Genomic DNA, 13,749 nt, shown 5'->3' on the forward strand with positions numbered 1-13,749 from the left:
ATGCTAACCCTTTTTAATCTTCTTATCCAAAACCTTCTTCCAGCTCTCTTCCAAACACTCAATCGCAAGCCAAGGTTCAATAACTTCTGCTGCAAATGTCTCTTTTGAGTTTGATAACTGCCACAGTTTCTCAAGTGTCGCAAAAGGATAGGGGCGTTCGATTAAATATACCGGTAAATCAGCGCTGATCATGCCATCACGAACGACTTGAAAATACCAACCAGCGATGCCTTGTTTGCTGACCCAAGACGCGATATTTGGCACTTTGGTAAATTGTCCGATTTGGTCATTGATTTTGTAGCACGGTCGGCGCGGCTGGACAATGCGTAATTGCACGCTGTCGCCCCCATTCCCATCAATGATTTCATCTTGACCATACTGAAAAACGTTACCAATACAAACCGTCGCTTCCGTCATTTCTAGCAAACTATTTACTGCTTCCGTAGTGAGGTTTTCACCCAATGTACCGACATGTACTTTTAAGCCAAACTCTGCATTAATCTTGTCATAAGTTGCCGTCGCTAGTTGATGTACCGCTTTTAGTGGACCACCATGATGACGTCTATCGGCTTGCTCATCAGTTGTGAGACCCATAAAGTTGACAGCGACGGGCGCGTTAATTGGTGCTTTATCGATGGCGCTCATTTCTTCACGGGTAAATGGCATGGCTCTGCCAGCACGGACGCAGGTTAGAGTGGCGATATGGAGCGGCAAGGTTTGGTTAAAGTCAGCAGTATTTTTTTGGCTAGAAGATGCTATCGTTTTTGAGTTTATAGGTTGTATGTTTATAGGTTCTAAGCTCATAGGTTTTCCTAATCTGTAGGGATTTATTAGGGAAGAGGTTATATCGATATTGGTATTAATAATGCGTATTATCTTAGCTTAATCATTCATCTAATAGTAAGAATTCAGCCGTTTAAAATTTAACCGTATTTTGAATTTTATTAGCACAATAAATTTTAGACAAAAAAAGACCAGAATAGATATCTGGTCTTTTTCTTAAACAGCTTTGGCAATAAATAAGATTATTTATTTTTATTACGACGACCGGCTGTTTTCTTCTCACGCGGCACAGCAACCAGCTCAGCCAATTGTTCAGGTGATGACCATAGACCTTCTAGGTCATAGAACTCGCGGGCTTGTGGCGTCATCATATGCACGACAACAGCGCCCAAATCAATCAATGTCCAGTCAGAATCGATACCGCCTTCACGACCCAGTGGCATAAAGCCACCCAGTTTGGCTTCAGCGCCGACACTATCAGCCATTGCACGTACATGGCGCTTTGAGGTACCGTCAGCGATGATGATACGCTCCATTACGTCTGTCAATGCTGCTACATCCATTACGGTGATGTTCTTAGCTTTCATATCGTCTAGCGCGGTTTGAACAAGGGTCAAACATTCTTGTAAACGTTCGTCAGTCATGGTGTTGGTCATAAATTTTAATCTCTTGAATCGTAAATATTAAAAATAAAATGGTAAATCGTCACAATGCATTCTCTAACGAGCCAGATAGGGGCAGACGTTTTTTGAGAAAAAATGATCAAAGTGGGCAAAATTAAAAGTATAAGGCGATTTTAACGGAATTGAGCAGCAGAATATAGCTGATGGGCGATAATATATTGATAAACAGCAGGATTTAGCCATTTAGCTAATGAATTGGGTGCAGTATTGCCTATGATATCATTTATTGGTTGTAAAGATGCAATTTGCATGTCAGTGCTGTGCGTTATATTTAATGATTTAGGTGCTTGCGGCAGCTGCTGATTAAGTTGCTGACGTATGTGTGTGCTTGATATTGCTGTCACAGGGCGCGGGTCGATATAAATATGACCTTGATGGCTATTTTTTACGCAAAAGCTGTTTGTTAAAGATTGAGGGTTAGCGGCTAATAATTCAGTTATAGAATCGATGGTTAAAGGTTGTAGCAGTTTTGGAAGTTGGGATGTTAGAGAGTGGTGCAACTCAGTCTTAGAGACGTTTTTATCAATTTTGATATTAATATCTATATCGCTATCAAAATTTTCTTCACGGTCAAATACCCATAGACTGACATAATCAGTTAGTTGCAGCCCATTTTTCCAGTGTTCTAAACTACGCGCGCTGTCCATCCCCATGACAAATATCAGACTGTCATGCGGGTAGCGTGCGCGCAGTGTCTGCACACTATCGATAGTGTAGACAGGCGGTGCTTGCCACAGCTCAAGCTCGTTAATGTATAAGGGCGACTCTTGCGTTGCCAGCTTTAGCATCGCCAGACGATGCTTAGGATCGGTGCTATCTTCTTTAAAAGGCGAGCGCGCATTGGGCAGCAACGATACATACAGTTCGCGCTGTTGCTGCTGTCCTATTGGTAGCAAACTTTGATAAACGGTCATCGCCATTTGTAAATGACCCTGATGCACAGGATCAAATGAGCCGCCCAAATAAGCACGGATGGCAGACTTAGTATTTTGGCTTTGATAACTATTAGAAGTATTTGACATAAATGAGTGAGTAAAAACTCATGCAGATGAGCGTTGTAGTTGATTTATTTTAAATCGACTATAGCATGTGATTATTTACTTATCCCGATTATCGATTTTATTATGTTTAATTATACCGTTTAAAAGCCATAAAAAAGCCGACCATCATTATGATAATCGGCTCAATAATACGTGTTTTGAATGAAGATTTAGATGCTTAAATAACGTCGCTATGTGCTTGGATGGCAGTGAGGGCGATGGTATAGATAATATCATCGACCAAGGCACCACGTGACAAGTCATTGACTGGTTTATTTAAGCCTTGCAACATCGGTCCAACACTGACCACATTGGCGCTACGTTGTACTGCTTTATAAGTGGTGTTACCGGTGTTCAGGTCTGGGAAAATAAAGACGTTTGCTTGCCCAGCAACAGGCGAATCCGGCGCTTTTTGCTTACCGACGCTCATGACAGAAGCCGCGTCATACTGTAGCGGTCCGTCGACTTTTAGATTCGGCGCACGTTCACGGACGATTTGGGTCGCACGGGTAACTTTTTCGACATCAGCGCCAGTGCCTGACGAGCCCGTAGAGTAGCTAATCATTGCCACTTTTGGATCGATGCCAAAGGCAGCAGCAGACTGCGCAGACTGAATGGCAATCTCAGCCAATTCTTCTGCATTTGGATCAGGATTAATGGCGCAGTCACCGTAGACAACCACTTGCTCAGGCAACAGCATAAAGAAGACTGACGATACAAGTGAATACTCAGGAGCCGTTTTAATCAACTGAAACGCTGGGCGGACAGTATTCGCCGTGGTATGAATCGCCCCAGAGACCAGACCATCAACTTCGTCCATCTGTAGCATGGTCGTACCTAGATAAACGGTATCTTGCAGATATTCAGCAGCCACTTCTGCGCTAGTTTTACCTTTGCGACGCTCGACTACAGCGGCGATATATTTGCTCATATCTAAGCTGTCAGGGTCGATGATTTCAAGCCCTTCAGGTAATACCAAATCGCGGTTTTTGGCGACTTGTTCAACATCAGCACGCTTAGCGAGTAGCACACAGTTGGCAATACCGCGGCTTTGACAAATACAGGCGGCTTCGACCGTACGCGGTTCAGAGCCTTCTGGCAGCACGATACGTTTTTTGGCGATTTGCGCTTTTTTGACCACTTGATGACGGAAAGCAGAAGGTGACAAGCGTGGCTCATGATTTTGGCTAAAATATGCTTTAATCCAGCTAAGATCTAGATGCGCCGCGACATAACGAGCCACTTCTTCAGCACGTTCGGTGTCATCACTTGGAATCTCAGCACTCATGTGTAATAGGCTTTGTACCGTCTCAAAGCTGTCATCTTCGACACTCATCACAGGAATACCAGTTTTGAGTGCAGATTGCCAAAGCTCAGCAACGGTTGGACTAGGGACAACGCCGCCAGTCAATACCAATCCTGCTAGCGGAATACCATTGATACAGGCAAGACCCGCCGCCAATAATAAATCGTCACGGTCGCCCGGCACCACGATAAGCGTACCACGTTTGAACACTTCATCAACACGTGCAACTGAGCGTGCAGTCAAGCTAATGCGATTGATACGGCGCGATTTTGCCTCACCAACGTTGAGCCAAGTACCATCAAGTTCAGCAGCGATATCCCACGTACGCGGCACGGATAATGAGTCACTAAATGGTACGACACCAATTAAGCGGAATTGTTCGGTATTAAAGTGCGGCGATAAGCGTTGTACTTCTTGTATAAAGCCGCTATCCAAGCTCACAATCGCTTCACCAGGGGCAACGATTTGATTTTCTAAGGTGCTTTGCGTATTCGGCAAGTCATGCATCCGCATCAAGATACAGCCAAGCGTACGATCACTTGCCATACCACCAAATTCACGCGCATGGACATCAAGCTTATCGGCCAAATAGGCAGGTTTACTGGTATCAGCGGTGCTAACAAAGATGATTCGGGCATCGAGTGCATGAGCAATCGCACGGTTGATCTGTGAGGCATAAGAAGTTTCAGTCGTCGGTACTAAGCCTTCGCAAATCACCACATCGTAATCATCACCAAGAGTATGGTAGTTAACAACCACTTCTTCCATTAAGTCATCAAGATTGTCATCACCAATCATACGCTCAACATGTTGACGGCTGATCGATTTAGGTGGCTTTAGGCCAAAGGCATGCATGGCTAATGCGCTTGAGCTGTCTAAACTGTTTTGCTTATCCAGCGTATCGTCTTGTAAAAACGGCTTCATAAAACCCGCTTTGATACCGTTATAATCGAAAGCACGAATCAAGCCCAACGCCGCTGACGTCACACCGATACCGCGGCTGATAGGTACAAGTAAAATAGTTTGCATAATGTATCCTACTGTTTATTATATTTTTAGAGAGATTGTCATCCTTGAGCGTATAAGAATCAACTTGTGATTCTTATCGCAGGCATATGAGTCTTATCGTAGACCTAGTTTTATTTTAGACCTAAGGCTGCACGAGTTTCTTGAGCGATACGGCATTCTTCATCAGTTGGGACAACCCACAGCTCAATACTGCTATCGTCAGCATGGAAACTGCCTTCATTGCCACCGACCAAGCCAGCGTTCTTATCAGCATCTACTTTGATGCCAAAATGACGCATGACTTCTAAAATACGCGTCCGCGTGGTCACAGAGTTTTCGCCGATACCACCAGTAAAGACAATACCAGTAAAGTCAGGGAGCGCGCAGCTTAAGCTGGCAAGGTATTTACCAACACGATAGCAGAACATCTCGATAGCCAGCTTCGCGTCTTCATGACCTTCATTAGCCGCTTGCTCAATAGTACGCAAGTCATTCGATAAGCCTGAAATACCAAGTAAACCACTTTCGCTATTGAGCATTTTATCGATTTCTTCTAAGCTCATACCAAGTTGGCGCTTGAGATGAATATGTAAGCTTGGGTCAACATCACCACTACGCGTACCCATCATAAGACCTTCAAGCGGGGTCAGACCCATACTGGTATCAAGGCTTTTGCCGTCGTAGACAGCAGTTGCTGAACAGCCGTTGCCCAAATGCGCAGTTAACCAACCATGTGGTCCTGTTGCGCTGGTAATGTGGCTGGCGCGTTCTGATACATAAGCATGCGAGGTACCATGGAAGCCATAACGACGAATTTTGTGTTCTGAATAGAGTGCCTTTGGTAGCGGATAGCGGAAAGCAACGGGTGGCATGGTCTGGTGGAAGGCAGTATCAAATACCACCACTTGCGGAATATCAGGATAGATTGCTTGTACAGCTTCGATACCTAGTGCGTTTGCCGGATTGTGTAATGGGGCGAGGACTTTTAGACGTTTGACTTCTGCTAACACATGCGCATCGACACGCACCGCTTCTGAGTACTCACGACCGCCATGTACCACTCGATGCCCAACAGCAATAAAGTGATACTGCTCAAGTAGCTCAAGGATTTTCTGTAAGGCAAGTTCATGACGACCACCAGCGATTGCAATTTCTAACTTTTCACCATTTAATGTGGTGTGTTTAATACGGGCAGTATCGAGACCTAAGTTTTCGGCAAGACCTGTGATACGAGTACCTTCATCCTCACTAATTAAGGCGTATTTGATTGAAGAGGAGCCGCAGTTCAATACTAAAGTAGGATTGGTCAGGGTCGATGCTTCAGAATGTTTGTCATCAAAAGTGGTGCTTACGCCAGCGCTCATACTCTATCCTTAGATTGTCTTTTATAAAAGGTGCCGCATCTTGACGATCACCTGTTGAATAAACGAAAACCAGCGATATTGGTGCTGGTATAGGTTGCACGGTTTGGAAACATAAACCATCATCGCGCTGATCTTCGTTATACTTGAGCCATCACTATGTCTAACAGAGGTTCAATGTAAAGCAAACGCCTGCTAGCGTTGCCTTATAGCTACAAGGGTTGACTATAATGTATCATATTTTGGCAGTGACACCACGATAACTCTAAGGCTTTGATCAGCCAGTCCTTGATTGATGGTTACAGGTGTGCACCGAAGGCAGTGAGGGCTTATTAGATAAAATAAGTAAAAATTTACCTTTATAAAAATTGTAAGTAAGTTTGTCTAGCTTTAGATCAATAACATTGTTTTATATTTATATTGGATTCACTATCACTATATTTCAGCAAATTTACTACGCAAACATATTCTATAGGCGCACAGCTTTATAGAATAATGCTATGATTAAAAAATCTTCCTATTTTCCTTATTGCAGCCTTGGTTTTTTTCGCTGATAGTGATTTTTATCGCGTACACCGTTGCAAGATTACAGGTTATCTATCCTATGTTTACAACACGATATACCTCAAAACCCAAGCACTCTCAGACAGTGGGCAGCGCTATTCGCCATAGTACGTATAACATCATGCTTGGTACGTCGATCACGATAGCTTCAGCGGCATTGTTGGTTGGCTGCGGACAAAAAGGCGATTTATACCTTGTAGACGCTGGTAGTAAAGCAGTGCGAGATAGCACGGCAATATTAGATAGTGGCAGTAATCCACAAGATACCGCCTTTGCTAAGATTGACAGCGACCAACAAAATACAGAGAATTTTCAGCTGCCTGAACCGAGTAACGATCCTAACGATTACTAATAAGTAATCATGAATTATTAAAATGTAAATGTTCAAACGATTTTTGAGCAAGCCCAATACTTTATTGTTACCTTGATTATATTAGAGATATTTATATGAGTCAGTCAGTCACGACCCAAACTGAGCAAGGCCTGTACATCAATCCTGAAGCCTTAACCGCCCATTTGCCTGAACTACATTATCAAAATAATACGCTGCATATGGAGCAAGTCAGCATTACCGAAGTGGTTAAACACTATGGTACGCCTTGTTATGTGTACTCAAAGCAAGCCATTTTGGATGTCTATCAAGCTTATACCGATAGCTTTGCCAGCTTAACTCACCAGATTTGCTATGCGGTAAAAGCAAACTCAAACCTTGCGGTACTTGGCGTATTGGCGCAAGCAGGCGCAGGGTTTGATATCGTTTCACGTGGCGAGCTGATGCGGGTATTGGCGGCAGGGGGCGAAGCTGCACGTGTGGTATTCTCAGGCGTCGGCAAAACCTATAGCGATATTGAATATGCGCTTAACCAAGGTATTGGTTGCTTTAATGTTGAGTCGATTAGCGAGCTGACTCTAATTAATGAAGTTGCCGCGCAGCTTGATAAATCAGCGCCGATATCACTACGTGTCAATCCTGATGTAGATGCCAAAACCCATCCGTATATTTCAACAGGTCTCAAAGACAATAAATTCGGTATTGCTCACGAGGATGCGCTGGTCGTTTATCAACAAGCCGCCAAATTGTCTCATATCGATATCGTTGGTATTGACTGTCATATCGGCTCGCAGTTGACTGAAGTTGAGCCATTCGTTGCGGCATTGGACAAAGTGATTGAGCTGGTGCATAGCTTACGTAAAGCAGGTATTGAGCTGCGTCATATCGATTTGGGTGGTGGTCTGGGTGTGCGTTATATTGATGAGACACCAGTGTCTATTGATGAATTTGCCAATGCTTTATTAGCAAAACTTAGTGAGCTTGGCTTGACGGTATTCTTTGAGCCGGGTCGTAGTATCGTGGCAAATGCAGGTATTTTATTGACGCAAGTTGACGTACTAAAACCGACCGAGCATAAGAACTTTGCCATTGTCGATGCGGCGATGAACGATTTGATTCGTCCTGCTTTATATCAAGCTGAAATGGCAGTAATTCCCAGTGTCTTGCCTAATAATGGTATTGACACGGAAGGTACACAGCCGTGGGATATCGTTGGTGCTATCTGTGAAACGGGTGATTTCTTAGCAAAAGATCGTTTGTTGTCGCTTTCGACAGGCGATATTCTCGCAATCACGGGTGCTGGTGCTTATGGCTTTACTATGAGTAGCAACTATAATTCACGCCCGCGAGCCAGTGAAGTCATGGTAGCTGATGATCGCCACCAGCTGATTCGCAAACGCGAAACCGTTGAAGCGCTATATGCAGACGAAGTATTGTGGCAAGGTTAATTGCTAAGCAGCATAAAGTATCTCAAAAATCTAACCCATTATCATGATGATAGTGGGTTTTTTTATGGCAAATTTTGATCGAACACCTGAATAATAAGTGTGGAATATAACTTGGCATTTGATAACGGTGATAGTTATGATTGTAACTGACAGCGTGCTAATATAAGACATACATAAAAATAGGATAGGATATCAGGGATATGCTAATAGAATTTACTAAGATGCATGGGTTGGGCAATGACTTTATGGTCATCGATTTGGTGACTCAGCGTTTGGACTTGACCAAGGATTTGGTGCAGTTACTGGGTGATCGTCATTTAGGTATTGGTTTTGATCAGTTGCTCGTCGTTGAGCCGCCAATGCGCCCCGACGTCGATTTTAGTTACCGTATTTTTAATACTGATGGGTCAGAGGTTGAGCAATGCGGTAATGGCGCCCGCTGTTTTGCCCGTTTTGTGCAAGCGCGCAAGTTATCCTTTAAACAGCGTCTCCGTGTTGAGACGGCAAGCGGCATTATTTCGCTGACGACCGATCGTTATGGCTGGGTAGAGGTTGATATGGGCAAGCCCAAGTTTGAGCCAAGTGAGATTCCATTTACTCCAAGAGCCATCACCAAAATCCAAAATGCTTATCATCTGGACGTGAATGGTACGCCGGTGCAGCTTTATGTTGCCAATATGGGCAATCCGCATGCGGTGATAAAAGTTGACGATGTGCTTGATGCTGACGTTGAAACCTTGGGTAAAGCCATCGAATCGCATCCAGCGTTTCCAGAACGTGTCAATGTCGGTTTTATGCAAATAATGAATCAGCGTCATATTCGTCTGCGAGTGTATGAGCGCGGTGTCGGTGAGACGCAAGCCTGTGGTACGGGCGCTTGTGCAGCCGTTGCCATCGGTATACGCGAAGGCTGGCTTGACGAAGGCGAAGATGTGCGTGCTCAGCTCTATGGCGGCAGCATGGTAATTAAATGGCAGCCGGGCTATTCGGTCATGATGACCGGACCAACCGCATTTGTGTATGAAGGTGTCTTTAGTCCAGATGGCTTGATGGCACAAGCCGGTATCAAGCCCAATTCAGAAAGTTAATAGTAAAATATAAATAACAGGTGTTTTTACTGGATAAGTAATGAGGTTGTTTTCAATATGGTGATGTCTTATAAAAAATCTCAAATGACAGACGCACGATCTGATAAACAATCCGTTTCACCGTCATGGCTATCAGCAGAATTGGCAATTACCATAGAAGCGGATGCCGCGTTAAGTGAATTATTAGCCCCTGTGCATCGTTGGCTAAATGTCTTATCTGTGCGTAATCACTCGCCGCATACATTGATGGCTTATTTTGCTGGCTTAAACCAGTTGGCGTTATTCCTGCGAGGTAAACGCCTGACATGGACACGTTGTGATAAGCGCCAATTAGCCCAGCATATCAGCCAACGCCTTGATGAAGACAAGCTAGCCCTTGCCAGCGTTCAGCAAGAGTTATCAGCTATTCGTCATTTTTATGGCTGGCTGATAGAAGAGGATTTGGCACGTATCAATCCAACCACAGGGTATCAGCTCAAGCGCAGCCCTAGACCATTACCCTCTATCGCTGATGTGGATTTATTGACGCAATTGCTCGACCAAGAAATCCCTGATACACCTGAACAAGCACGCTTGTGGCTACGTGATAAGGCGATGTTTGAATTGCTTTATAGCAGTGGTCTACGTGTCGGTGAGCTAGTCGCGCTAGATATAGCAGATGTAGACCTGGCTGATTTGCGGGTACGCGTGACCGGCAAAGGTAATAAGACACGCCTAGTACCTTTAGGAATAAAAGCGGCTGACGCCATTCGTCGTTATTTACCGCACCGTAATCTGTGGGTAGAGCAGATGGACAGTGCATTATTTATTAGTGAAAAACTGGGTACGCGTTTATCAACACGGGCTGTGCAGCAGCGTCTCAAAGTTGCTGCTACTCGTGCTGGTATTGCTCAAAACATGTATCCGCATCTATTGCGCCATTGCTTTGCATCACATATGTTGTCAGGAAGTGGCGACTTGCGCGCTGTCCAAGAGATGCTTGGGCATAGCGATATCAGTACCACGCAAATTTATACCCATGTCGATTTTGCTAAATTGACCCAAGTCTATGACCGCGCCCATCCCCGAGCTACTCACGCATCTAAAGACAGCGATTCAACCCTTTAATTCTAAAAGTGTCTTTCATCACAAATTGTTTTGATTAAAAAAACCTTTTATCAAGACGCTTTTATAAAAATTATTTTATGCCAAACGATGACAATCAAAGATAGGCATCTTTTGTCGTCCCTGATTTTGCGCTTGTCTATCTAACGTCGCTAAGACCAAAGCATAATTTTTATGGTCTTTATTCAAAGATGGGTTCAATTCGCTATCATTATAGCTGCTCATTACAGTTCCATCATAAGCGCTAATCGTCGTATGTCCCCACGTCTGACGTGTATGACCTTCTTTATACGCATGCTCACCGCCTTGTGCTGCTCCAATGACCATACATTGACTGTCTAAAGCTCGCGCTTGCAGTAAGAGCGACCAATGGGCTTGTCCTGTTAGATACGTAAAAGCAGATGGCGCACTTAATAGTTCTGCGCCTGCTTGCCGCAGACGCTGCGCCAATGCAGGAAAGCGTAGATCAAAGCAAACCATCATACCGAGCTGATAAACATCATCATTTACTTCAAGCGCTGCCACGACCGTCTGCGTACCTGGCTCAAACGTCGCCGCTTCGTTATAACTGCCTTGCTTATCGGCGACGGTCGCAGTGAATAAGTGAATCTTGTCATAGCGCGCCACTTGTGTACCATCCGGCGCAAACAATAGGCTTACTTGGCGTAATCTACCATCAGGCACAATCATACCGTCAGGGCGATACGGGCAGGGCAGAGAGCCCGCTAGCACATATATACCATATGTACGTGCATACTCTGCTATCGTCGCTGACAGCGCATCAAAGCGCTCTGCTGTCGCAAACTGTCTACCCATGCTACAGCAGTTTTCTGGTAGTACGACAAGCTGCGCGCCTTGTGCACGAGCATCCATAATAGCGGATTTTATATCTGACAGATTGTCTTCAATGCTTTGCTGACTATTCATTTGGATGGCAGCAACGGTCAGCTGTATGTTATTTATATGTTCATTCATAGCAGGCTTCTCAATATTGTTAATATTATATATCTCTTATAAAACGTTTTCAGGTTTGTCATTATTAATGGTTTATTTGAACCTTACTCCGCAAATCATTCTATGCAACTATGCAACTATGCACAGGTATAAATTTTTATTAAAGTATTCTTTAGAAGCTACCAGAAAGCTACGGACAGAGGTTTGTCATTCACTTATCTGGTAAGGGCATAAATTATCATAGCAAAATTGTCGCAAAAAATGCTATCGTCATGTCCTGTTAAGGGTAAACCGCTCACTAATCAGCATTACAAAGACAATATTACCAAGACTGGAGTGTAATAAACTGCCCATGAGTATGTCGTTCGGATTGGCGACCACGCTAAGCACCTCACAAAAACTGACCCCGCAAATGCAGCAAGCTATTAAATTGCTGCAGCTCTCTAGTCTTGAGCTGGCGCAAGAGGTTCAAGCGAAGCTGGACAGTAATCCATTACTAGAACGCATCGAAAACGATGAAGATGAGTACGAAAGTATGGATAAAGACGCATTAGATGAGTTTGGCGAGCCACTAACGTTAGACAGTTGGAATCAGAGTACTGCTTCTGATACGTTTTCTATATCTCCTTCATCAAATAATGAAGATGGATTTGACTATGATGACAGTACTAGCGATAGCTTTAGTAATGATAGTCTAGATAAATTGCAGCAAGACGGTTTTGATACGGATGCCATCGACAGTTATACGCTTGAAGACTTTGAAGGCTCAAACTATGATAGCCCTAATGCAAATTATGACGGTTTTAGCACCGCCAGTACTGGTTCAGGCGGCATATCAGCGCGTCCAGATTCTGAGGACTTTGATCGCTATGAGGGCAGTACCAATGCGACGATTCAAGACCATGTGCGTTGGCAGCTGAATTTTAAACGTCTCTCAGAGACAGATACTCTTATCGCTGAGTATTTGATGGATTCTATGGACGACATGGGTTTTGTAAGGCTCGATATCGAGGAGTTGCTACAGAGCTTTGATACCATTGCGAGCTTTTATCAGTGGGATGAGCGCGTTGAGCAGGATGAAGTAATGGCAGTACTGCGCATGATTCAATCCTGTGATCCACTGGGGGTCGGCGCACGAAATCTAAGTGAATGCTTAGCGATTCAGCTATCTAAGCTCGACACTGATACGCCTTATCTAAAACAAGCCCAAGCGCTCTTATCTGCCAGTGAGCATCTGGTCAGTAATAATATTAAAGCTTTAACTGAGCGTACAAGACTTGCGGCTCATGAGATTACCCCTGCGCTTACGCTGTTGCGTACTTTAAATCCTTCACCAGGATTGCTATTTCAAAGCCGCCAACCGGATTATACTCAGTCGCCCGACAGCTATGATATCCCTGATGTATTGGTGACGCCTATCCGTCGCCATGATGCTCATCAAAACACCACCATATCTACTCAAGAAGATGGCTGGCAGGTACGTCTAAACCCTGAAACCTTGCCAAAACTACGAGTCAACCAAGAATATGCCAACCTTGTTAAGCGCGGCGATAATAGCCCTGATAATCAATATCTGCGTGAAAATCTCATCGATGCGCGCTTGTTTATTCGCAGTATCGAAGAGCGTAATCAGAACCTTTTAAAGGTAGCCACTAGCATCGTGCGCTACCAGCAATCTTTTTTGCAGTATGGCGCCACTGCTATGCAACCGCTTATTTTAAAGGTGATTGCAGACGAAGTCGATTTACATGAATCAACGGTCTCGCGCCTGACCACTAGCAAGACCATTTTGACACCGCAAGGACTGTTTTCGCTCAAGCATTTCTTTTCATCACATGTTAGCAGCAGCGATGGTGATATCTCATCAACTGCTATCAGCGCGATGATTAAGCAGCTTATCGCTGATGAAGAGCCCAAAAAGCCATTGTCTGACAGTAAAATAAAAGATTATTTGTTAGCAGAAGGTATCGATATTGCCAGAAGAACAGTCGCCAAATATCGTGAAGCAATGAATATTGGCTCATCTACACAGCGCAAACAAAAATATTAATGGTCTGAATTCAATAAGTTATCTAAAGA

The 13,749-nt window shown here is 44.2% G+C and carries 11 protein-coding genes; 5 read left to right on the plus strand and 6 right to left on the minus strand.

What is annotated here, in order from left to right; translation table 11 throughout:
- Nucleotides 1-3 precede the first annotated feature (3 nt).
- The 5 genes from FQ082_RS06210 to FQ082_RS06230 form a co-directional block, all read right to left on the minus strand.
- Nucleotides 4-804, minus strand: a complete 801-nt coding sequence (locus FQ082_RS06210) for an MOSC domain-containing protein (protein WP_149492445.1) — start codon at nt 802-804, stop codon at nt 4-6.
- A gap of 221 nt (nt 805-1,025) precedes the next feature.
- Entirely contained in the window at nt 1,026-1,439 is a 414-nt protein-coding gene (rsfS, locus tag FQ082_RS06215) for a ribosome silencing factor (RefSeq protein WP_011512587.1), read from the minus strand.
- Between the two features lie 140 nt (nt 1,440-1,579).
- Nucleotides 1,580-2,488, minus strand: coding sequence for a nicotinate-nicotinamide nucleotide adenylyltransferase (locus FQ082_RS06220; protein WP_149492446.1), 909 nt, complete (start codon nt 2,486-2,488; stop codon nt 1,580-1,582).
- Between the two features lie 196 nt (nt 2,489-2,684).
- Nucleotides 2,685-4,841: a phosphate acetyltransferase gene (pta, locus tag FQ082_RS06225; RefSeq protein ID WP_149492447.1), complete on the minus strand. Its 2,157-nt coding sequence runs from the start codon at nt 4,839-4,841 to the stop codon at nt 2,685-2,687.
- Between the two features lie 110 nt (nt 4,842-4,951).
- The gene (locus FQ082_RS06230) at nt 4,952-6,184 is read right to left on the minus strand and encodes an acetate/propionate family kinase (protein ID WP_011512590.1); all 1,233 of its coding nucleotides are present in this window, start codon (nt 6,182-6,184) and stop codon (nt 4,952-4,954) included.
- Nucleotides 6,185-6,785: 601 nt separating this feature from the next.
- Between FQ082_RS06230 and lptM the strand changes: the two genes are divergently transcribed.
- From lptM to FQ082_RS06250, 4 genes are all read left to right on the plus strand, one after another.
- Nucleotides 6,786-7,097, plus strand: a complete 312-nt coding sequence (lptM, locus tag FQ082_RS06235; RefSeq protein WP_149492448.1) for an LPS translocon maturation chaperone LptM — start codon at nt 6,786-6,788, stop codon at nt 7,095-7,097.
- Between the two features lie 95 nt (nt 7,098-7,192).
- On the plus strand, nt 7,193-8,524 hold the full coding sequence (gene lysA / locus FQ082_RS06240; RefSeq protein ID WP_149492449.1) for a diaminopimelate decarboxylase: 1,332 nt from the start codon (nt 7,193-7,195) through the stop codon (nt 8,522-8,524).
- Between the two features lie 200 nt (nt 8,525-8,724).
- Complete coding sequence (dapF, locus tag FQ082_RS06245) at nt 8,725-9,612, plus strand: diaminopimelate epimerase (protein ID WP_149492450.1); 888 nt, start codon at nt 8,725-8,727, stop codon at nt 9,610-9,612.
- A gap of 57 nt (nt 9,613-9,669) precedes the next feature.
- Nucleotides 9,670-10,719 (plus strand): tyrosine recombinase XerC, encoded by a 1,050-nt coding sequence (locus FQ082_RS06250; RefSeq protein WP_149492451.1) that lies wholly within the window; start codon nt 9,670-9,672, stop codon nt 10,717-10,719.
- Nucleotides 10,720-10,794: 75 nt separating this feature from the next.
- Here FQ082_RS06250 and FQ082_RS06255 read toward each other — a convergent pair whose 3' ends face one another.
- Nucleotides 10,795-11,691, minus strand: coding sequence for a carbon-nitrogen hydrolase family protein (locus FQ082_RS06255; protein ID WP_149492452.1), 897 nt, complete (start codon nt 11,689-11,691; stop codon nt 10,795-10,797).
- Nucleotides 11,692-12,022: 331 nt separating this feature from the next.
- Between FQ082_RS06255 and rpoN the strand changes: the two genes are divergently transcribed.
- The gene (gene rpoN / locus FQ082_RS06260; protein WP_149492453.1) at nt 12,023-13,720 is read left to right on the plus strand and encodes an RNA polymerase factor sigma-54; all 1,698 of its coding nucleotides are present in this window, start codon (nt 12,023-12,025) and stop codon (nt 13,718-13,720) included.
- Nucleotides 13,721-13,749 lie beyond the last annotated feature (29 nt).

The organism is Psychrobacter sp. ANT_H56B (genome assembly GCF_008369245.1).
Classification (GTDB): Bacteria; Pseudomonadota; Gammaproteobacteria; order Pseudomonadales; family Moraxellaceae; genus Psychrobacter; species Psychrobacter cryohalolentis.